We start from the raw sequence: 20,529 nt of genomic DNA on the forward strand, positions 1-20,529 counted from the left end.
GCGCAGTAATGTGGCGGCTTCGGGGACAGCCGCGGCGCGCCGGATTCGAGCGGTGCCGCTTCCCCCTGTCTCCCTGGGCCGACGCCGTGGCGGGCCCTTAAGCAATCGAGAGGTGAGATCGGTGAACTTGCGCGACCTGGTGTACAGGCTCTACGCACGCCGGGTGGAAGGCCGCCTCGACCACGCACAGGTGCCCAAGCACATCGGCGTCATCCTCGACGGCAACCGCCGCTGGGCCAAGGCGTCCGGCGGCACCCCGGAGCAGGGTCACAAGGCCGGCGCGAGCAAGATCCAGGAACTGCTGGGCTGGTGCGACGAGACGGACGTCGAGGTCGTCACCCTCTGGATGCTCTCCACCGACAACCTCAACCGGCCCGAGGAGCAGCTGGTGCCGCTCCTCGGCATCATCGAGAACGCGGTCCGCGACCTCGCCGCCGACGGCCGCTGGCGCGTGCACCACGTCGGCACGCTGGACCTGCTGCCCTCCCGTACGCAGGCGGTGCTCAAGGAGGCCGAGGAGGCCACCCGCGACCGCACCGGCATACTCGTGAACGTGGCCGTGGGCTACGGCGGCCGGCAGGAGATCGCGGACGCGGTCCGCTCGCTGCTGCTGGAGCACGCCGAGAAGGGCATGAGCTTCGAGGAGCTCGCCCAGATCGTGGACGTCGAGCACATCTCGGAGCACCTGTACACGCGGGGCCAGCCCGACCCGGACCTGGTGATCCGCACGAGCGGCGAGCAGCGCCTGTCGGGCTTCATGCTCTGGCAGAGCGCCCATTCGGAGTACTACTTCTGCGAGGTCCACTGGCCGGCCTTCCGCAAGGTCGACTTCCTGCGCGCCCTGCGCGACTACGCGGCCCGCCACCGCCGCTACGGCACCTGACGGAACGTTCCCGGCAGCCGCCGGGCGGCTCAGGAGCCGCCCGGAGAGCACCCCGGACAACGGCCTGGGAGCGCCGGGTCAGGGCCCGGAACGCGTCGGGGAAGCGCCGCGGAAGCGCCCGGGAAGGGGCGCCCGGTCCCGTGACGCGCGGCCGTCACCCCTCGTTCACCGACGCGTCGTCATATGCCATGGCATGGCGCCGGGCGTTCGAGGGAATACCCCCTCCAGTGTGAGCGGCACGCCAGCCCGCTCGCCCGGGAGGCCCTTTGCACCAGGACGACCGTGCGGGACACGCGCGGACGACGCGGAGGGCCGGAGCTCGGCCCGCGCATCGCGGCCAGAGCCCGGCTCCATCCCCCCGCGACGCCGTCGAAGTCGCACCCGACCTCACCTGAGGGGGTAGGTCCTTCCGTGGTGAACAGCACAAAGCGCCGCCTCAACGACAGGCGCACCTACGTTCTCGACACCAGCGTCCTGCTGGCCGATCCCGGAGCCATGGCCCGTTTCGAGGAGCACGAGGTAGTGCTCCCGATCGTCGTGGTCACGGAGCTGGAGGCCAAGAGGCACCACCCGGAGCTCGGATACTTCGCCCGGCAGGCACTGCGCCTGCTGGACGACTTCCGGATCCGGTTCGGCCGCCTCGACGCCCCGCTCCCCGTCGGGGAGCTCGGCGGGACCCTGCGCGTGGAGCTCAACCACTCGGATCCCGCCGTCCTCCCGGCCGGCTACCGCCTCGGTGACAACGACTCCAGGATCCTGGCCGTGGCGCGCAACCTGCAGGCCGAGGGGTACGACGTCACCGTCGTCTCCAAGGACCTGCCGCTGCGCATCAAGGCGTCGTCCGTCGGTCTCCTCGCCGAGGAGTACCGGGCCGAACTGGCCATCACGGACTCGGGCTGGACCGGGATGTGCGAGCTGCCGCTCTCCGCCGAGCAGGTCGACCTGCTGTACACGGAGGAGAGACTCCACGTCCCCGAGGCCGCCGGCCTGCCCGTGCACACCGGGCTCGTCCTCCAGTCCGAGCGCGGCAAGGCGCTCGGCCGGGTCACCGCCGAGGGGAACGTGCGCCTGGTGCGGGGCGACCGCGAGGCGTTCGGCATCCGGGGCCGCAGCGCGGAGCAGCGCATCGCGCTCGACCTGCTCCTGGACCCGGACATCGGGATCGTGTCCATGGGCGGACGGGCGGGCACCGGCAAGTCGGCGCTCGCCCTGTGCGCCGGCCTGGAGGCGGTCCTGGAGCGCCGGCAGCACCAGAAGGTGATGGTCTTCCGTCCGCTGTACGCGGTCGGCGGCCAGGAACTCGGCTACCTGCCGGGCACCGAGGCCGAGAAGATGAGCCCCTGGGCGCAGGCGGTCTTCGACACGCTCTCGGCGGTGGCGGGGCGCGAGGTCATCGAGGAGGTGCTGAGCCGGGGCATGCTGGAGGTCCTCCCGCTCACGCACATCCGGGGCCGCTCGCTGCACGACGCCTTCGTGATCGTCGACGAGGCGCAGTCACTCGAACGCAACGTCCTGCTGACCGTCTTGTCCAGGATCGGGGCGAATTCCCGGGTCGTCCTGACCCACGATGTGGCGCAGCGCGACAACCTCCGGGTCGGCCGGTACGACGGAGTCGTGGCCGTGGTCGAGAAACTGAAGGGCCATCCGCTCTTCGCGCACGTCACCCTGACCCGCTCGGAGCGCTCGCAGATCGCCGCGCTCGTGACCGAAATGCTGGAGGACGGCCAGATTTAACCCCACGAATCCGGAATGGAGACGGCGCCGCCCGGCGAAGCGCGAGAGCTTAGCCGGGCGGCGCCGCGCCGTGCCAGGGAATCCCCAAAACTCCTGTGACTCCTGGGGTGTGAGCTTTCACACGCAGCGAATAATTGCCTTGCGGTGTCGCCTTCCGGCAGAGTCTTGCTTCCGTCAGGCCCCGCATACGGCACCCCTGTCACGATGTGACACAACTCCACAGTCGTCCGCCGTATGCCGCCCGCAGCACCACGCGGCTCTCCCGCAAGGGAGTTGCCCACCGGGCCCGTGTCCCCCGTGACCCAGCAGTGGGGGGACCAGCGTCAGGGGCAAGATTTCGCCCGCGAGGTCACCTAAGCGGACGATGCTGGAAGGAAACCGTGTGAGCCGGATCTCGGTCCGGGGATTCGCGGTGGCTTCGGCCACTGCGGTCACCACTGTCGGCGCCGTCGTGGGTGTTGCCTCGGGCAACGCCCAGCCCTCGAACGACAACTTCGAGGCGGCCGCCGCCAACACGACACTCCTGGCCGACATCCCCGTCGGCGAGCAGGCCCAGGTACAGGTCTCGTCGCTGACGCAGCAGGCGGAGGCCCAGGCCGCCGCCGCCGACTCGGCAGCGCAGAAGTCCGCCGAGGAAGCCGCGCGCATCCAGGCCGCCAAGGACGCCGAGGCCAAGAAGGCCGCCGCCGACGCGGAGGCCGAGAAGGCGAAGGCGGAGAAGGCCGAGCAGGAGCGCAAGGAACGCGAGGCCGAGGAGCGCGCCAGCCGCAGCGAGGTCCGCAGCGCCACCAGCTTCGCCACGCAGTCGTCCTACAGCGTCGCCGAGGTCCAGGCGATGGCCCGTCAGATGGTCCCGGGCGACCAGTTCCAGTGCTTCAGCAACATCGTGGACCACGAGTCCACCTGGAACTACCGCGCGACGAACCCCTCGTCGGGCGCGTACGGCCTGGTCCAGGCGCTCCCGGGCTCGAAGATGGCCTCCGCCGGCGCCGACTGGCAGACCAACCCGGCCACCCAGATCAAGTGGGGCCTCAACTACATGAACGAGCGCTACGGCAGCCCCTGCGGCGCGTGGAGCTTCTGGCAGGCCAACCACTGGTACTAGGGGCGGCGCGCCCTCACGGCTCACCGTCCCGGAGCCCCTCACCGTCCAACGGTGGGGGGCTCCGTGCGTGTACCGTCGGGACGTGACTGGGGGAGTGGTGGGGGGGGAAGAGGGAAGAGCATGTCGAAAGTGCCAGGGTGGCTCGGCCGAGTGGGTGCCGGCCTGACCCGGATGGGACAGCGGTTGGAAGAGCGCCGAGCCGCGAGTGAGTCCGGGGACGAGCCCGTCGGGGAATCCGCCGCCGTACCCGAGAGCGTGCCCGCGCCCCCCACGTACGCTCCCGCCGTCGCCGCGCGACCCGATCCCGTGGCGGCCATCCCCTGGGGCATGCGCGTCGCGGCCGAGGCCGGCTGGCGGCTGCTGGTGCTCGCGGGCACCCTGTGGGTGCTGATGAAGGTCATCAGCGAAGTGCAGCTGGTGGTCCTCGCCTTCGTGGCCGCGCTGCTGATCACCGCCCTGCTCCAGCCCACCGTGGCCCGGCTGCGGGGCATGGGCCTGCCGCGCGGGCTCGCCACCGCCCTCACCGCCATCACCGGCTTCGTCATCATGGGCCTGGTCGGCTGGTTCGTCGTCTGGCAGGTGATGGACAACCTGGGGGACATCTCCGACCGGGTCAGGGACGGCATCGACGAGCTGAAGGCATGGCTGCTGGACAGCCCGTTCCACGTCACCGAGCAGCAGATCAACGACATCGCCAAGAACCTCAGCGACACCATCGGGACGAACACCGAGGAGATCACCACCGCCGGTCTCCAGGGCGTGACCGTGATGGTGGAGATCCTCACCGGCATCCTGCTGACCATGTTCTCCACGCTCTTCCTGCTGTACGACGGCAAGAAGGTGTGGACCTGGTGGCTGAAGCTGGTACCCGCCCAGGCGCGTCCCGGAGTCGCGGGCGCGGGTCCGCGCGCCTGGCGCACCCTCACCGCCTATGTGCGCGGCACGGTGATCGTCGCGCTGATCGACGCCATCTTCATCGGCCTCGGCATCTACTTCCTCGACGTGCCCCTGGCCGTGCCGCTGGGCGTGTTCATCTTCCTGTTCTCCTTCATCCCGCTGGTCGGCGCGGTCGTCTCGGGCGCGCTGGCGGTCATCGTCGCCCTCGTCACCCAGGGCGTGTTCACCGCGCTGATGGTGCTGCTGGTGGTGCTCGCGGTGCAGCAGATCGAGGGGCACGTCCTCCAGCCGTTCATCCTGGGGCGCGCGGTGCGGGTGCATCCGCTGGCGGTCGTGCTGGCCGTCGCCTCGGGCGGTCTGGTCGCCGGCATCGGCGGCGCCGTGGTGGCGGTCCCGCTGGTCGCCGTCACCAACACGGTCGTCGGATACCTGCGGGCGTACAGCCAGGAGCAGGCGCTGCGGGCGGCGCCGGCGCACGGGGCGACCGACTCCGCGGTGGCGGGGCTCCCGTCCGCGGCGCCGCCCCCGGCGTCCCCCAAGGGGGACGAGTGATATCCGAGCCGGAACTCGTGGGCGACGACGACGGGCCGATACCCCGGCCGTACGGGGCGCCCTTCGGGGATCCGCCCCCCGGCGGAGCCGCCCGGGCCGGGACGCCGGCGGACCGGGACGGCGGCGGGCGCCGGTTCTCGCCGCGCCCGTGGATGTGGGCGCTCGCCGGCGCGCTGGTGGCGTCCGCGCTCTGGGCGGGCGGGCTCTACGCGTACCAGGCCAAGGGGCCCGACCTGGGCGGCTACCGCGCCGCCGAGGACCTGTGCGCGGACGCGAAGCTGGCCGCCCTCGGCGCCGAGTTCGGCGCGCCCGGCGAGGCCACGCAGGACATGGGGGAGAGCCACCAGGCGCTGGACCAGGCCCACTGCTCGGTGTCCTTCGGCGGCGACGAGGAGGCGTACAGCGCCGACGTGTCGTACGACCTCCACAAGAAGACCGACCCGGGGCCCGAGTTCGAGCCGGCCGAGACCATCGGCGTCTGGGACGACTGGGACTGGAAGCCCGTCACGGGCCTGGGCGAGCAGGCGTTCTTCGCCCAGGACGACGAGGGCTTCGCCGCGCTGAAGGTGCTGGACGGGCAGGCCGTGCTGTCGCTGTTCCTCAGCGCGCAGGTGGCGTACGACCCGGACCACGAGAACGGCACGCCCGAGCCCACCGCCTCCGCCCTGCCCGGTGTCCGGGACCTCATGGTCCGGGACATGAGGGCGCTGATGGCCGAGCTGCGGCGCTGAGCACACGGAAGGGGCCCACCGGCACCGGCCGGTGGGCCCCTTCCGTACGTCCGGTGGCGCGGCGGACTACTCGGCGAGAACGGCCTCGGAGAGGACGGCCTCGGCGTCGAGCGTCGCGCCGACCGCCTGGATCACCGAGGCGATCTTGAACGCCTCCTGGATCGTGTCGCGGTCCACGCCGGCCTTGCGCAGCACCTGCTCGTGGGAGTCCAGGCACATGCCGCAGCCGTTGATGGCGGAGACGGCGAGCGACCACAGCTCGAAGTCGACCTTCTCCACACCCGGGTTGCCGATGACGTTCATCCGCAGACCGGCGCGCATCGTCCCGTACTCCGGGTCGGAGAGCAGGTGACGCGTCCGGTAGAAGACGTTGTTCATCGCCATGATGGCGGCGGCGGACTTGGCCGCCTGGTACGCCTCGGGCGAGAGGTTGGCCTTGGCCTCCGGCTCCAGCTCGCGCAGGACCTTCGGCGAGCGCGAGGCGATCGCGCAGGCCAGGACCGTGCCCCACAGCTGCTGCTGGGGGAGCTCGCTGTTGCCGATGACCGAGCCGAGGTTCAGCTTCAGGTCCTTGGCGTAGTCCGGTATGGCGGACTTCAGTTCGTCGAGAGCCATGTCAGATCAGTCGCCTCGTCACTCGCCGGACAGGAGCTTGACCGGGTCGAGGGTGTCCTCGCCCTTGCTCCAGTTGCACGGGCACAGCTCGTCGGTCTGCAGGGCGTCCAGCACCCGCAGGACCTCCTTGGGGTTACGGCCGACGGAGCCGGCGGTCACCATGCAGAACTGGATCTCGTTGTTCGGGTCGACGATGAAGACGGCGCGCTGCGCGAAGCCGTCCTCGCCCTCGACGCCGCAGTCGCGCATCAGCTCGTGCTTGGAGTCCGCGAGCATCGGGAAGGGCAGGTCACGCAGGTCGGCGTGGTCCTTGCGCCAGGCGTGGTGCACGAACTCGGAGTCGCCGGAGACGCCGAGGATCTGGGCGTCACGGTCGGCGAACTCGTCGTTCAGCTTGCCGAAGGCGGCGATCTCGGTGGGGCAGACGAAGGTGAAGTCCTTCGGCCAGAAGAACACCACGCGCCACTTGCCCTCGTAGGCCTTGTGGTCGATCTGCGCGAACTCCTTGCCGCTCTCCAGCGACACACAGGCGGTCAGGTCGTACGTGGGGAACTGGTCACCGACAGTGAGCACACGCTCTCCTTCGAGCTGGGAAGTCCCTTTTGGGGTCTTCCGTGGGGGTTGGACGGAGCCCCAGCATGGCATGGCGTGCATTGATCAGTGAAATAGCTAGACTGGGTCGTGTTGATCGAAGGTGGTTATCAGTGGCGTCCGTATATAAGGGTAAGCAGCCCAGCTTGGCCCAGCTCAGAGCATTCGTGGCCGTGGCGGAGCATCTGCACTTCCGGGACGCGGCGGCCGCCATCGGCATGAGTCAGCCCGCCCTCTCGGGCGCGGTTTCGGCACTCGAAGAGGCACTCGGTGTCCAGTTGCTGGAGCGTACGACACGCAAGGTGCTGCTCTCCCCCGCCGGTGAGCGGCTCGCGGTACGGGCCAGGGCGGTGCTGGACGCGGTCGGCGAGCTGATGGAGGAGGCGGAGGCGGCGCAGGCGCCGTTCACCGGCGTGCTGCGGCTCGGCGTCATCCCGACCGTCGCGCCCTACCTGCTGCCGACCGTGCTGCGGCTCGTCCACGAGCGGTACCCGGAGCTGGACCTCCAGGTCCACGAGGAGCAGACCTCGTCGCTGCTGGAGGGGCTGGCCGCCGGGCGGCTCGACCTGCTGCTGCTGGCGGTGCCGCTGGGGGTCCCCGGCGTCACCGAGCTGCCCCTGTTCGACGAGGACTTCGTGCTGGTCACGCCCGAGGGCCACTGGCTGGGCGGGCGGGCCGACATCCCGCGCGACGCGTTGCGCGAGCTGCGGCTGCTGCTGCTGGACGAGGGGCACTGCCTGCGTGACCAGGCGCTCGACATCTGCCGCGAGGCGGGGCGTGAGGACGGCGCCGCGGTCACCACCACCGCGGCCGGGCTCTCGACGCTGGTCCAGCTCGTCGCGGGCGGCCTCGGGGTCACCCTGCTCCCGCGCACCGCCGTCCCGGTGGAGACCGGGCGCAACGAGCGTCTGGTGACGGGCTGGTTCGCCGACCCGGCCCCCTCCCGGCGCATCGCGCTGGCCATGCGCACCGGCACGGCCCGCCAGGCCGAGTTCGGGGAGCTGGCGGGCGCCCTGCGCGAGGCGATGCGGGCCCTGCCCGTCCGGGTCGTCGAGCCCGGAACCTGAGCCGGGCCGCCCGCGTACCCGGGCCGGACGTCCGCGCACGCCGGTCACAGCCCGGGGCGCCTGAGCCGGACCGCCCGCGTACCTGGGCCGGACGTCCGCGCACGCCGGTCACAGCCCGGGGCGCCTGAGCCGGACCGCCCGCGTACCCTGGCCGACGTCCGCGCACGCCGGTCACAGCCCGGGGCGCCTGAGCCGGACCGCCCGCGTACCCGGGCCGGACGTCCGCGCACGCCGGGTGCGTCCCCGTGCGGCCGGCCGTCACTCGGTGCGCAGGCCGTCCGGACGCATCAGGCGCCACAGCGGCGGCAGGCTCAGCAGGGTCACCGCCAGCACCAGCCCCGTGGCGACACCCACCACCGGCAGGAACGCCCACCAGTCGGAGACGCCCTTGCCGATCAGCCGCAGCAGCAGCGTGCCGAGGCCCAGCCCGCCGACGACCGCCAGGGCCATGCCCAGCGCCACCGGGACGGCCGTCTGCCACAGCACCGACCAGGCCAGGGTCGAGCGCCGCGTACCGAAGGCGACCAGCACCGACAGCGGGCGCCGGCGTGTCCGCAGCTGCTCCACCGTCGACACCAGCAGGGAGACGGCGACCAGCGCCATGGTGAGCGTCGCGGCGGCGAACACGCCCCGCCCGACGCTGGTGAAGCGCCGGTCCCGCTTCATGTCGCGCAGGGCGTCCACCCGCACGGTGGGGCTGAACCGGGCGGCGGCGTTACGGGCGTGCTCCTCGGCCTCCGGCACGGCCGGGTCCAGGCGCACCCACGCGGTCAGGGCGGGATCGTCCAGCGTCCCGGCGTCGATCGCCGCCGGCGTGGCGAGTATCCCGAACGACGACCAGCCCATCGGGTCCGTCCGCCCCTCCACCGTCCGGGCGGTCGCGGGGACGCGCCACAGCAGCGGGGCCGCCCGCTCGTCGTGGAGGTCCACCCGGGCGCCGGGCCGGGCCGTCTCCGCCAGGTAGGCGTCGTCGGGCCCGTCCCCGCCGCGTGCCCGCGCGATGAACACGTCACCGTCCCGGCACGAGGGCAGCCGGGCCAGTTCCCGCAGTGAGGGGCAGTCGGCGACCGTGAGGGCGGTGGACGGGACGAAGTCCTCACCCGCGCGCGGCGGCCCCGGCCGGCGTACGGACGCCTCCAGCACGGCGGCCACCCCCGTGACGCCCCGCGCCGCCGCCAGCTCCCCGGCCAGCTCGCGCGCCGCGCCGGCGCCGGTGGCCCGGTCACGCAGGCTCAGCTGGGCCCGCGCCGTGTCGAGGTTCGTCGGCCGCATGAAGTCGCTCTGCACGGCCGTGAACAGCATCTGCAACGCGATCGCCCCGGCCGCCGCCACCACGATGCCGCTGACCGTCCTGGCCGCCGTGCCGCTGCTCAGCTGGAGCCTGCGGACGGCCAGCTGCCATGGCACCGGACCGCCCCGCAGCGAGCGGACCACCCGCTCGATCAGCCAGGGCAGCAGCGTCGTCACCCCGGTCAGCGCCAGCAGGGCACCGGCCGCGACGGGCACCGCGTCCACCGCGGTCTCCACGAGAGGGACCGGCCCCGCCGCCCACAGCACCGCGAGCCCGGCGGCCACCAGGAGCAGCCGCCACCACACCCGGCGCGGCCGGGGCGTCGCCCCCCGGGCCACCCCCAGCGGCTCGATCGCCACGCCGCGCAGCGCCACCAGCGTCACCAGCACGGCGCACACCGGCACCACCACCGCCACCAGCGCGGCGAGTGCGGGCGCGGGTGTCACATCGGCCGGGAAGGCGTTGACGTCCCACACCGTCACCCGGCCCGCGAAGCGCCGCGCCAGGGCGAACAGCCCCGCGCCGGTCAGCAGCCCCAGCACCGCGCCGGCCAGCGTCTCCCCGGCGGCGATACGGCGCGTCATGGCGATGTCCGCGCCGACCAGGCGCAGCGTCGCCAGCCTCCGGTCGCGCTGCTCGCCGCCGAAGCGGGCGGCGGTGGCGACGAAGACGAGCACCGGCAGCAGCAGCACCACGCACGCCACCACGACCAGCAGCAGCAGGAAGGCGCTGGAGGGCCGGTCGACCCCGACGTTGTGGCCGAACCCGTCACCGCGCCCGTCGGCGGTCGCGTCGGTGAGGCCCGTGCCGTACGCGTAGTAGACCAGCTCGGTCGGGCCGACCAGTCCCGCGTCGCCGATCCGGCCCGCCTCCTCGTAGGGCAGGCGCTCCTTGAGCAGCGTGCCCTCCGGCGAGGCGAGCAGCCGGCCGAGGGCGGGGGAGACGACCATCTCTCCGGGCCCCGGTGGCGCGGCCACCCCGGGCGGGGCGGGGGCGCGCGCGCCGTCGGGGCGCAGCAGCAGCCCCCGTACGGGCCGCTCGTGGAACAGCGTGTCGGCGGCCGCGTGGAGGAAGGAGCGGTCGGAGCGGGGCGCGCCGGACTCGCCGGACGTCAGGTCGCGGTTCTGGTGGCGGGTGTCCCGGCCCTCGAGGACGCTCGGGACGGAGGCGGCGATCAGCAGCAGCGCCACCCCGGAGCCCACCCCGAGGGCGGTCAGCAGGGTGCGGGTCCAGCCGGGCCGGCCGCCGGTGACGGCGAACCGCGCGCCGAGGAGGAGGTCGCGGATCACGGGGCGCCCATCAGGTCGCGTATCCGTCCGTCGCGTACGACGACCTCGCGGTCCGAGTACGCGGCGACGCGGGCCTCGTGGGTGACCAGGAGGACGGCGGCGCCGGTGTCGCGGGCGGCGTCGCCCAGGAGCCGCATCACCTGCTCGCCGTTGAGCGAGTCGAGGGCGCCGGTCGGCTCGTCGGCGAACACCACGCGCGGCGAGGTGACGAGCGCGCGGGCCACCGCGACCCGCTGGGCCTGGCCGCCGGACACCTCGCCGGGGCGCCGGCCGCCGACGCCCGCCGCCTCCAGGCGCTCCAGCCACTCCAGGGCTTTGCGCTCGGCCGCCCTGCGGCGCTCGCCGGCCAGCCGCAGCGGCAGGGCGACGTTCTCCACGCAGGTCAGTTCGGGGACGAGCCGGCCGAACTGGAACACGAAGCCGAAGTCGCCGCGGCGCAGCGCGCTGCGCCCGGCGTCGGACATGGCGGTCAGGTCACGGCCGTCGTAGGTGACGGCCCCGGTGTCCGGCCGGACGATCCCGGCCAGGCAGTGCAGCAGGGTCGACTTGCCGGACCCGGAGGGGCCCATGACGGCGACGACCTCGCCCGCCCGTACGGTCAGGTCGACGTCCACCAGAGCCGGGGTCGGCCCGTAGGCCTTGCCGATGCCCTCGGCGCGCAGCAGGGTCATCGGGCGGAACCCCCGACCGCCTCGGCGAGCTGCCCGAGCCGGGCGGCGGTCAGCTCCAGCCAGCGGAGGTCGGCCTCCAGGTGGAACAGGGCGTGGTCGCAGATGAGCTGGTCGGCGAGGTCGCCGTCCTGCTTGCGGCGGGTCAGCTCCCGCATCAGCCGCAGGTGCTCGGCGCGCTGCGTGTCCAGCAGCTCGGCGGCGCTGCGGCCGGTGAGCAGGGCGAGGACGACCTTGGTGTAGAGCGTGGACTGAAGGTACGGCTCGGGCTTCTCCGCCTGCGCCAGCCACCGTCCGACGTCGGTGACGCCCGCCTCGGTGATCGCGTACCGCTTGCGTTCGGGCCCTTCGCCGGGTTCGATCCCGTCGACCTCGACGAGCCCGTTCTTCAGCAGCCGGGACATGGTCGAGTAGACCTGGCCGTAGTGCAGCGGCCGGTCGTGGCCGAACTTCTCGTCGAAGGCGCGCTTGAGGTCGTAGCCGTGCCGGGGGCCGGACTCCAGGAGCCCGAGGAGGGTGTGGCCGATGGACATGGGACGCCACTATACAGCGCACGTATACATACGATGTATAGCTCCGGCCCGCGCGTGCCCCCACCCGAAGACCGGCCCCCTGCCGCAGGGCGGGGGCCGGGAGCTCACTTCGGTGGCCCGGGTGGTGTCCTCGGCCGCCCGGACGGCCCGTCCGTGGGTGCCTCCGGGGGGTCCTGCGCCGTGTTCGGGGGCGCGCTCGGGGCCGTCCTCGGCGCCGTCTTCGGGGGGCGGCCGCGGCGGGGGAGGGGCGCGGGGGCGGACGGGAGGCGGCCCGCGTCGGAGAGCGCCTTGCGCAGCAGGAACTCGATCTGGGAGTTGGCGCTGCGCAGCTCGTCCGCCGCCCAGCGCGCCAGTGCCTCGTACACCCCCGGGTCGAGGCGCAGGAGCACCTGCTTGCGCTGACGGCCTTCCGGTGGCGTCACTGGTACAGCGTGCCCGTGTTCAGCACCGGCTGGGCCGCCCGGTCGCCGCAGAGCACCACCATCAGGTTGGAGACCATCGCCGCCTTCCGCTCCGGGTCGAGTTCGACGATGTCCCGCTCCTCCAGCCGGTCCAGCGCCGCCTCGACCATGCCGACCGCGCCGTCCACGATCTGCCGCCGGGCCGCGACCACGGCGCCGGCCTGCTGGCGCTGGAGCATCGCGGAGGCGATCTCCGGGGCGTACGCGAGGTGGGTGAACCGCGACTCGATGATGTGGACGCCCGCCGCCTCCACGCGCGCGTGCAGCTCGGCGGCCAGCTTCTCGGTGATCTCCTCGGCGTTGCCCCGCAGGGACAGCCCGTGCTCGTCGTGCGCGTCGTAGGGGTACTCGATCGCGATGTGGCGCACGGCCGCCTCGGTCTGCGTGGACACGAACTCCAGGAAGTCGTCGACCTCGAACAGGGCCTGCGCGGTGTCCTCGACCCGCCACACGACCACCGCGGCGAGCTCGATCGGGTTGCCGTACGCGTCGTTGACCTTCAGGACGGCGGTCTCGTGGTTGCGCACCCGCGTGGAGATCTTCTCCCGCGAGGTGAACGGGTTGACCCACCGCAGCCCGTCCGTGCGGATCGTCCCCCGGTACCGGCCGAAGAGCTGCACCACGCGCGCCTCGCCCGGCGCCACCATGTTCAGCCCGCACATCGCGAGGAAGGACGCGATGGCGACCAGCACGCCGACGGCGATCAGCGTCACCTTCGGCCCCGTGGAGCCGGCGGCCGCGCCCGCCACCAGGAGGCAGGTTCCGGCCGCCAGGCCGGCGAGGCCCAGGAGCAGGGCCAGCCCGCCGCCGATGCTGCGCGCCGCGAACTCGCGCACGCGCGGCTCGGGCATCTCGGGCAGGTCCTCCGCCAGCGCGGCGCGTTCGTTCGTGGTCATGGTGGCCCCCGTTTCATCGTTCCATCTGTCTAGCAAAGTGATATCACTTTATCGTGCGTCGCAACCCTCCGCACCCCTGAGGAGTCGGTTCCAGTGACACGGGTGCTCATTGTCACGTCCGGAAAAGACCGGATCCGTTGAGCTTTGTCGGTAGCCGTGGTGTTAGTTTGCTGAGCTGATTCGCAGATGAGCAGAGCGGAGCGACGGAGCGATGGGTCGAGGGGCCAAGACCGAAGGCGCGGGCATACGCCGCTTCTTCACCTGGAAGAGACTGCTGGGCACCTTCTTCGGGCTCTGCCTGCTCACGATGGGCGCGTTCTACATCGTCTACCTGCTCGTCCCGGTGCCCTCGGCCAACGCCCAGGCGACGATGCAGAGCAACGTCTACCAGTACAGCAACGGCAAGATCCTCGCCCGTACCGGTGAGGTCAACCGCGAGATAGTCGGCCTCGACAAGATCCCGGACGAGGTGGAGAAGGCGTTCGTCGCCGCCGAGAACAAGACCTTCTACCAGGACTCCGGCGTGGACTTCGTGGGCACCGCCCGCGGCCTGCTCAACACCCTTCAGGGCAAGGGCAAGCAGGGCGGCTCCACCATCACCCAGCAGTACGTCAAGAACTACTACCTGGACCAGGACCAGACGGTCAGCCGCAAGCTCAAGGAGCTGGTCATCTCCCTGAAGGTCGACCAGCGCATGGACAAGGACGACATCCTCGCCGGGTACATGAACACCAGCTACTACGGCCGCGGCGCGTACGGCATCCAGGCCGCCGCGCAGGCCTACTACGGCGTCGACGCCGAGAAGCTGACCGTGTCCGAGGGCGCGTACCTCGCCGCGCTCCTCCAGGCCCCCAACCAGTACGACTGGGCCATCGCGAGCGCCACCGGCCGCAAGCTGGCCACCGAACGCTGGAACTACGTCCTGGACAACATGGTCGAGGAGGGCTGGCTCGGCCGCTCCGCGCGCGCGGAGCAGAAGTTCCAGGTGCCGCAGAAGCCGAAGGCCGCCCCCGGCATGGAGGGCCAGACCGGCTACCTCGTCGCCGCCGCCAAGCAGGAGCTCGTCGACCAGGGCATCAGCGAGAAGGACATCGACGCCGGCGGCTGGACCATCACGCTGAACATCGACGAGAAGCGGCAGAAGGAGCTCGTCGAGGCGGTCGACGACCAGCTGGAGTCCCGCCTCGACCGCGAGGACGACGCGGTCGACGCCACCGTCCAGGCCGGCGCCACCTCCGTCGACCCCAGGACCGGCAAGGTCGTCGCGCTGTACGGCGGCGTCGGCGCCACCGAGCACTGGATGTCCAACGCCACCCGCCGCGACTACCAGCCCGCCTCCACCTTCAAGCCGCTCGTCTTCGCCTCCGCCCTGGAGAACGGCGCCGAGACGCAGGACGGCGACGAGATCGGCCTCGGCACGATCTACGACGGCACCAGTCGCCGCCCCGTCGAGGGCAGCGACACCCCGTTCGCCCCGCAGAACGAGGACGACCGCAGCTACGGCCCGGTCACCGTGCAGGAGGCGATGAACAAGTCCATCAACTCCGTGTTCGCCCAGATGATCGTGGACGCCGAGCCCGCCGAGGTGAAGAAGACCGCCCTCGCCCTCGGCATGAAGGACGGCGACGGCTTCGTCGAGCAGCCCGCGATGTCCCTGGGCACCATGGGCGCCTCGACCTGGGACATGGCCGGGGTGTACGCCACCCTCGACAACCACGGCAAGAAGGTCACCCCGACGATCGTCAAGTCCGCCGAGCACAAGGACCGCACCTTCCAGCGCGCCGAGCCCCCGGTCGGCGGGCAGGTCATCAGCCGCGAGAGCGCCGACACCGTCACCGCCGCCCTGACCGGGGTCGTACGGAACGGCTCCGGCCACGAGGCCAGCACCTCCGCGTACCAGGCGGCCGGCAAGACCGGCACGTCGGAGAACAACAAGTCGGCCTGGTTCGCCGGGTACACGCCCGAGCTGACCACCGTGGTCGCCCTGTTCGGCGAGGACGCCGACAAGGGCCGGCAGGTCACCCTGACCGGCACCGCCGGCTCCGGCCGCGCCAACGGCGGCGGCTTCCCCGCCCGCATCTGGGCCGACTACACGCTGGCCGCCCTCGACGGCGGCTCCGACGCCCGCTTCGACCTGGACGTCGCCGAGACGGCTCCGCCCCGGTCCGGCCCGACGTCCTCGCCCTCCGAGGAGCCGACCGAGTCCGAGTCGCCCTCCGAGGAGCCGACCGAGTCCGAGTCGCCCACCGAGGAGCCGACCCCGACGCGCACGCCGTCCACCCCGACGCGTACGCCGACGGTCCCCACCCCGACCGGCACGCCGACCGGCGACCCGACCGACGACGGCGGCACCGCCGGCACCACGGGCGGTGACGACGGCGGCGGCGACCCGACCGGGGACCCCGGCGACGGCGACCCCGGCGGCGCCGGCGACATGAAGCCGCCCCAGCCCTGACCCGACCCCGGCGCCGACCGGCGCCGACCCGGTACGACGACGGTGGCCGGGCCCCTCACCAGGGGCCCGGCCACCGTCGTCCTGCGCTCCGGCGCCTCAGATCCGCGTCGGCAGCTCGAACCAGACCACCTTGCCGGTCGACAGCCGGGTCGCGCCCCACCGCCGGGCCAGCCGGTTCACCAGGAACAGGCCGCGCCCGCCCTCGTCGGTGTCCCGGGCCCGCCGCTGGCGCGGCAGCTGGGGAGAGTCGTCACCGACCTCGCAGCGCAGCACGTCCGTGCGCAGCAGCCGCAGCGTCACCGGCCGTTCCGCGTACCGCACCGCGTTGGTGACCACCTCGCTGACCAGCAGCTCGACGCTGTCCGCCAGATCCTCCAGGTCCCAGCGCGCCAGCGCCCGCCGCGCCAGGCGCCGGGCCCGGCCGGGCGCCTGCTCCTCCGGCTCCAGGAACCAGTAGGCGACGTCGCTCGGCGCGATCCCGTCGAAGCGGGCCGCGAGCAGCGCGATGTCGTCGTCCCGGTCGCCCGGCCCGAGCATGTCCAGCACGTCGTCGCAGAGCGCCTCCAGCGGCGGCGAGTGATCCGGGCCGGTCAACTGGGCGGTCGCGGCCAGGCGCTCGCGCAGCTGCTCTATCCCCGTCCACACGTCGCGCAGCCGTGACTCGACGAGCCCGTCGGTGTAGAGGAGCAGGGTCGCCCCCGCGGGGGCGTCCAGCTCGACCGCCTCGAAGTCCACGCCGCCCACGCCGATCGGCGCGCCCGGCGGGACACGCAGCACCTCCGCCCGTCCGCCGAGGTGCAGCAGTATCGGCGGCGGGTGGCCCGCGTTGGCGATCGTGATGCGGTGCGCGACCGGGTCGTACACCGCGTACAGGCAGGTCGCCATGCGGTTCTCGCCGAGCCGCTGTGCCTGCTCGTCGAGGTGGTGCAGCACCTCCTGCGGCGGCAGATCGAGCCCGGCGAGGGTCTGCGCGGTGGTGCGCAGCTGGCCCATGATCGCGGCGGACGTCATGGAGTGGCCCATGACGTCGCCCACGACCAGGGCGACCCGGCTGCCGGGCAGCGGGATCGCGTCGTACCAGTCGCAGCCCACCCGGGCCGTCTCGGCCGCCGGGAGGTAGCGGGAGGCCAGCTTCACACCGGTCGGCTGCGGCAGGTTCTCCGGCAGCATGGTGCGCTGGAGCTCGTCGGCGATGTACGCCTCGCGCCCGTACAGCACCGCCTTGTCGATGCCGAGCGCCGTGTGCGTCGCCAGCTGGGCGGCGACCAGCAGGTCGTTCGGCTCGAACGGCGGCCGGTCGGGGCGGCGCAGGAAGACGGCCGCTCCGATCACCCGGCGCCGGCCGCGCAACGGCGCGAGGATCGCCCGGTGCCCGGACGGTACGCAGCGCCCGTCGCCGAGCAGTTCGGGCAGCGCGGCGCGGGCGGCCGCGGAGTCGCCGAAGACCGGGCGCACGCCCCGGAGGACCTCGGCGAGGGCGCCTCCCGCCTGGACCTCGCACAGCTCGGCCGCCGGGCCGAGGTCGAGGTCGGTCTCCGGGTCGGCCGCCGACAGGCCGAGGTCGGTCTCGTCCTCGGTTAAACGCAGCCGGTCGGTACGGCGCAGGCGCAGGACGAACGGGTCGACGGGCCGTTCGTCACCGACCGGCAGCGGGTCGCGGAGGTAGACGAGGATCGCGTCGGAGAACGTCGGCACGGTGGCCCGGCACAGGCCGAGCACGATCTCGTCCAGGTCGATGCCGCGGGCGATCCGCCGGGTGGCGGCGCCCACGAACCGCAGCCGGTCGCCCTCGCGCCGGGTGGCCGCGACGGGCTCCCTGTCGCCGCCCGTGGTGGGACCGCCCTGGACGGGCAGGGCGTCCAGCGGGCCGGCCGCGCCGGCCGGTCCACCGCCCCGCGCGCCACCGGGGCCGCCTCCCGCGCCGGCGCCCTGCCCCGTACGCGCGCCGCCGCCGGGACCGCCTGCGGCTCCGGCACCGCCGCCGGCCCCCGCGCCCGTGCCGGGGCCCGCGACCGCTTCCGGCGCGTGCCCCTCCTGTCCGGGTCCGCGGCCGGCCGCGTGCCCCTGAGCCCCGCCGGCGTGCCCCGACGCGCCGCCCGTGTGGCCCGTGGCGCCGCGGCCGGAGCCGCCCGGCCCGGCCGGTACGGCGGTCGCCGGGGCCTGGGCGGCACCCGCGCGCGGTGCGGACAGGGGCGCGGGCACGGCCGGCGCGGCGGGGGACGGGGGCGTCTCCCGCCGCGGCCGGGTGCGTTCCTGCGGCCGGGCAGCCAGGGGCTGCCGGCCTTCGTGGGAGGTGGGATGCTCCGTCACGCGTGGGATTCCGTCCGTCCGGGCCGGTAGTGCGATGCGATCGCTCTGTCAGGCGCTATACCCGCTCTGAGGGCGGCGTCGACAAGGGGTGACGGATCCGGGCACGGATCAGGCACGGTCCACCCCCTCCATGGATGACTTACGGTCAGTTCCTGGTCTTCGCTCAGTCGTTACTGCTCCGCGAACGTGCGGAGGACGATCCTACGTTTGCACCCCAGGGGCGCATCAAGGGTCTCACGGAGCCGTGTGCGCCGGGGTGCGATCCCAGTCCGCAGGCAATTCCGGAACATTCCAGTCCGGATTCGGCCGCCAGTTCTCCCAGCCGTCCGCGAACGGCGCGCCCCAGGCGCGGATCACCTCGACCGCCGCCCGCCCCGCCTCCCGCACCCTCCGGGCCTGCGCGGGGCCCATCAGGCCGCTCCGCTGCGCCTGGGCGAACTCGTCCTCGTCGCGCCACAGCCAACTGCGGTCGGGGTAGACGGAGATGTCGAGGAAGTGGTCCTCGGAGTCCACGCCGTCCGCCCATCGGGTGCGTGGTTCCTCCAGGTTGACGTACCAGCTGCGGAACCGCCAGCCGCGCTCCCAGAACAGCCACACCGACCAGGGCTCGTCCGGCCGGGCCAGCTTGAGTACGCCCGTGCCCTCCCACCGGGTGCGCACGGTGGCGCGCGGCGCGGTGTACCGGGTCGCGAGCGGCTCCTCGTGGACGGGACTGCCGTCGGCGAGCACCGGCTTGACGCACTCGGTGCCCGGCGCCATCCACACGGCGAGCACGTCGTCGGTGTCCTGGACGACGGTCACCGGCCGGCAGATGTGGATGTGGCCGTCGCCGTTGTCCCGGTAGCGCCACAGGATCCGCTCGCCCGGCGCCCAGCGCGCACCGCCGGAGCGCGCTCCTCTCCCTGTCGTCGTCTCGGCTGTCATGCGCAGATCTTAGAGGCGCGCCCCGGGCCGCGCAGCGACCCCGATCACCGCCGACGGGCCCGGGGACCGGCGTAACAGCAGGTCAGGGCCGGGTCATCCGCAGGACGTCCAGGGCCTCGTCGAGCTGCTGGAGCGTCAGGTCGCCCCGCTCCACGTACCCCGATGCGATGACGACCTCGCGGATCGTCCGGCGCTCGGCGAGCGATTTCTTGGCGACCTTCGCCGCCTCCTCGTAACCGATGTACTTGTTGAGCGGGGTCACCACCGAGGGGGACGACTCGGCGTACTCGCGCGCCCGCTCCACGTTGGCGGTGATGCCGTCGACCGTGCGGTCCGCCAGCAGGCGGGCGGCGTTCGCGAGCAGCCGGATCGACTCCAGCAGGTTCTTGGCGATGACCGGCAGCATCACGTTCAGCTCGAAGTTCCCGGCGGCTCCGGCCGCGGCGACCGTGGCGTCGTTCCCGGTCACCTGGGCGGCGACCATGAGCACGGCCTCCGGGATCACCGGATTGACCTTGCCGGGCATGATCGAGGAGCCGGGCTGGAGGTCGGGGAGGTTGATCTCGGCCAGGCCGGTGCGGGGGCCGGAGGCCATCCAGCGCAGATCGTTGGAGATCTTGGTGAGGGAGACCGCGATCGTCCGCAGCTGCCCGGACGTCTCGACCAGTCCGTCGCGGGCGCCCTGCGCCTCGAAGTGGTCGCGGGCCTCGGTGAGCGGCAGCCCGGTCGCCTCGGCGACCTCGGCGATGACGGCGGCGGAGAAGCCCGGCGGGGTGTTGATGCCGGTGCCGACCGCCGTACCGCCCAGCGGCAGTTCGGCCAGACGCGGCAGCGAGGCGCGCAGCCGTTCGACGCCGTACCGGACCTGGGCGGCGTAACCGCCGAACTCCTGGCCGAGGGTGACCGGGGTGGCGTCCATCAGGTGGGTCCGCCCGGACTTGACGACGTCCGCGAATTCGGCTGATTTCCGCCCCAGGGAGGCGGCCAGGTGTTCGAGGGCCGGGACGAGGTCCCGGGTGACCGCGGCGGTGGCGGCGATGTGGATGGAGGAGGGGAACACGTCGTTGGACGACTGCGACGCGTTGACGTGGTCGTTGGGGTGGACGGCGCCGGGGCGGCCGAGGCGCTCGCCGGCCAGGGTGGCCAGGACCTCGTTGGTGTTCATGTTGGACGACGTGCCCGAGCCGGTCTGGAAGACGTCGACGGGGAAGTGGTCGTCCCAGCGGCCCTCGGCGACCTCCGCGGCCGCCTCCTGGATGGCGCCGGCGACGTCCCGGTCCAGGACGCCCAGCTCCGCGTTGACCTTCGCCGCCGCGGCCTTGATACGGGCCAGGGCCTCGATGTGCGCCCGCTCCAGGCGCTGCCCGGAGATGGGGAAGTTCTCCACCGCCCGCTGGGTCTGGGCCCGCCACTTGGCATGGGCGGGGACGCGCACCTCGCCCATGGAGTCGTGCTCGACGCGGTAGTCCGGCTCATCCGTCATGGTCGTCAAACCTCCTGAAAAGTTGAGCACTTGTCTTGTTCTGC

Annotated in this window: 17 protein-coding genes; 7 read left to right on the plus strand and 10 right to left on the minus strand. The window is 72.8% G+C overall.

Features of this window, described 5'->3' with window-relative positions; all coding sequences use genetic code 11:
- Nucleotides 1-121: 121 nt before the first annotated feature.
- The 5 genes from IE109_RS12515 to IE109_RS12535 all read left to right on the plus strand — a co-directional run bounded on the left by IE109_RS12515 (nt 122) and on the right by IE109_RS12535 (nt 5,902).
- The gene (locus tag IE109_RS12515) at nt 122-883 is read left to right on the plus strand and encodes an isoprenyl transferase (RefSeq protein ID WP_189550876.1); all 762 of its coding nucleotides are present in this window, start codon (nt 122-124) and stop codon (nt 881-883) included.
- 411 nt (nt 884-1,294) lie between these two features.
- On the plus strand, nt 1,295-2,617 hold the full coding sequence (gene phoH2 / locus IE109_RS12520) for an RNA 5'-3' helicase PhoH2 (protein WP_189550877.1): 1,323 nt from the start codon (nt 1,295-1,297) through the stop codon (nt 2,615-2,617).
- Nucleotides 2,618-2,999: 382 nt separating this feature from the next.
- Entirely contained in the window at nt 3,000-3,722 is a 723-nt protein-coding gene (locus IE109_RS12525; protein WP_189550878.1) for an aggregation-promoting factor C-terminal-like domain-containing protein, read from the plus strand.
- 120 nt (nt 3,723-3,842) lie between these two features.
- Nucleotides 3,843-5,171 carry an AI-2E family transporter gene (locus IE109_RS12530; RefSeq protein WP_189550879.1) on the plus strand — a complete coding sequence of 443 codons (1,329 nt, stop codon included), beginning with the start codon at nt 3,843-3,845 and terminating at the stop codon, nt 5,169-5,171.
- Nucleotides 5,168-5,902 (plus strand): hypothetical protein, encoded by a 735-nt coding sequence (locus IE109_RS12535; protein ID WP_189550880.1) that lies wholly within the window; start codon nt 5,168-5,170, stop codon nt 5,900-5,902. The genes IE109_RS12530 and IE109_RS12535 overlap by 4 nt, the downstream gene beginning before the upstream one ends.
- A 66-nt stretch (nt 5,903-5,968) precedes the next feature.
- Here IE109_RS12535 and IE109_RS12540 read toward each other — a convergent pair whose 3' ends face one another.
- Together IE109_RS12540 and IE109_RS12545 are read right to left on the minus strand one after the other, a co-directional pair.
- Nucleotides 5,969-6,517: an alkyl hydroperoxide reductase gene (locus IE109_RS12540; RefSeq protein ID WP_189550881.1), complete on the minus strand. Its 549-nt coding sequence runs from the start codon at nt 6,515-6,517 to the stop codon at nt 5,969-5,971.
- A gap of 18 nt (nt 6,518-6,535) precedes the next feature.
- Nucleotides 6,536-7,090 (minus strand): peroxiredoxin, encoded by a 555-nt coding sequence (locus tag IE109_RS12545; RefSeq protein ID WP_064068339.1) that lies wholly within the window; start codon nt 7,088-7,090, stop codon nt 6,536-6,538.
- A gap of 164 nt (nt 7,091-7,254) precedes the next feature.
- On the opposite strand from IE109_RS12545, the gene IE109_RS12550 reads away from it, so the two are divergent.
- Nucleotides 7,255-8,175, plus strand: a complete 921-nt coding sequence (locus tag IE109_RS12550; RefSeq protein WP_373297690.1) for a LysR substrate-binding domain-containing protein — start codon at nt 7,255-7,257, stop codon at nt 8,173-8,175.
- Between the two features lie 258 nt (nt 8,176-8,433).
- Here the strand turns inward: IE109_RS12550 and IE109_RS12555 are convergent, their stop codons facing one another.
- The 5 genes from IE109_RS12555 to IE109_RS12575 form a co-directional block, all read right to left on the minus strand.
- Entirely contained in the window at nt 8,434-10,755 is a 2,322-nt protein-coding gene (locus tag IE109_RS12555) for an ABC transporter permease (RefSeq protein ID WP_189550883.1), read from the minus strand.
- Entirely contained in the window at nt 10,752-11,426 is a 675-nt protein-coding gene (locus IE109_RS12560; protein WP_189550884.1) for an ABC transporter ATP-binding protein, read from the minus strand. The genes IE109_RS12555 and IE109_RS12560 overlap by 4 nt, the downstream gene beginning before the upstream one ends.
- Nucleotides 11,423-11,956: a PadR family transcriptional regulator gene (locus IE109_RS12565; protein ID WP_189550885.1), complete on the minus strand. Its 534-nt coding sequence runs from the start codon at nt 11,954-11,956 to the stop codon at nt 11,423-11,425. The genes IE109_RS12560 and IE109_RS12565 overlap by 4 nt, the downstream gene beginning before the upstream one ends.
- 104 nt (nt 11,957-12,060) lie before the next feature.
- On the minus strand, nt 12,061-12,429 hold the full coding sequence (locus IE109_RS33115) for a type II toxin-antitoxin system antitoxin (RefSeq protein ID WP_373297695.1): 369 nt from the start codon (nt 12,427-12,429) through the stop codon (nt 12,061-12,063).
- Nucleotides 12,375-13,313: an SPFH domain-containing protein gene (locus tag IE109_RS12575; RefSeq protein ID WP_189550886.1), complete on the minus strand. Its 939-nt coding sequence runs from the start codon at nt 13,311-13,313 to the stop codon at nt 12,375-12,377. Before IE109_RS12575 ends, IE109_RS33115 begins: the two co-directional genes overlap by 55 nt.
- A gap of 211 nt (nt 13,314-13,524) precedes the next feature.
- Here IE109_RS12575 and IE109_RS12580 point away from each other — a divergent pair, with 211 nt between their 5' ends.
- A complete protein-coding gene (locus IE109_RS12580; RefSeq protein ID WP_189550887.1) occupies nt 13,525-15,768 on the plus strand; it encodes a transglycosylase domain-containing protein in 2,244 nt (747 codons plus the stop codon).
- Nucleotides 15,769-15,864: 96 nt separating this feature from the next.
- On the opposite strand, the gene IE109_RS12585 is transcribed toward IE109_RS12580, so the two are convergent.
- From IE109_RS12585 to IE109_RS12595, 3 genes are all read right to left on the minus strand, one after another.
- The gene (locus IE109_RS12585; RefSeq protein WP_189550888.1) at nt 15,865-18,078 is read right to left on the minus strand and encodes a SpoIIE family protein phosphatase; all 2,214 of its coding nucleotides are present in this window, start codon (nt 18,076-18,078) and stop codon (nt 15,865-15,867) included.
- Between the two features lie 234 nt (nt 18,079-18,312).
- A complete protein-coding gene (fomD, locus tag IE109_RS12590) occupies nt 18,313-19,002 on the minus strand; it encodes a cytidylyl-2-hydroxypropylphosphonate hydrolase (protein WP_189550889.1) in 690 nt (229 codons plus the stop codon).
- Nucleotides 19,003-19,084: 82 nt separating this feature from the next.
- Nucleotides 19,085-20,485, minus strand: coding sequence for a class II fumarate hydratase (locus tag IE109_RS12595; RefSeq protein ID WP_189550890.1), 1,401 nt, complete (start codon nt 20,483-20,485; stop codon nt 19,085-19,087).
- Nucleotides 20,486-20,529: the final 44 nt, after the last annotated feature.

Origin of the sequence: Streptomyces lavendofoliae, from assembly GCF_014649735.1 — a bacterium.
GTDB classification, from domain to species: Bacteria; Actinomycetota; Actinomycetes; order Streptomycetales; family Streptomycetaceae; genus Streptomyces; species Streptomyces lavendofoliae.

Bases quoted from the DNA above. Each gene is read 5' to 3' on its own strand.
- IE109_RS12595 (WP_189550890.1), bottom strand. From the start codon at position 20,485: ATGACGGATGAGCCGGACTACCGCGTCGAGCACGACTCCATGGGCGAG.
- IE109_RS12565 (WP_189550885.1), bottom strand. From the start codon at position 11,956: ATGTCCATCGGCCACACCCTCCTCGGGCTCCTGGAGTCCGGCCCCCGG.
- IE109_RS12530 (WP_189550879.1), top strand. From the start codon at position 3,843: ATGTCGAAAGTGCCAGGGTGGCTCGGCCGAGTGGGTGCCGGCCTGACC.
- IE109_RS12560 (WP_189550884.1), bottom strand. From the start codon at position 11,426: ATGACCCTGCTGCGCGCCGAGGGCATCGGCAAGGCCTACGGGCCGACC.
- fomD (WP_189550889.1), bottom strand. From the start codon at position 19,002: ATGACAGCCGAGACGACGACAGGGAGAGGAGCGCGCTCCGGCGGTGCG.
- IE109_RS12540 (WP_189550881.1), bottom strand. From the start codon at position 6,517: ATGGCTCTCGACGAACTGAAGTCCGCCATACCGGACTACGCCAAGGAC.
- IE109_RS12580 (WP_189550887.1), top strand. From the start codon at position 13,525: ATGGGTCGAGGGGCCAAGACCGAAGGCGCGGGCATACGCCGCTTCTTC.
- IE109_RS12575 (WP_189550886.1), bottom strand. From the start codon at position 13,313: ATGACCACGAACGAACGCGCCGCGCTGGCGGAGGACCTGCCCGAGATG.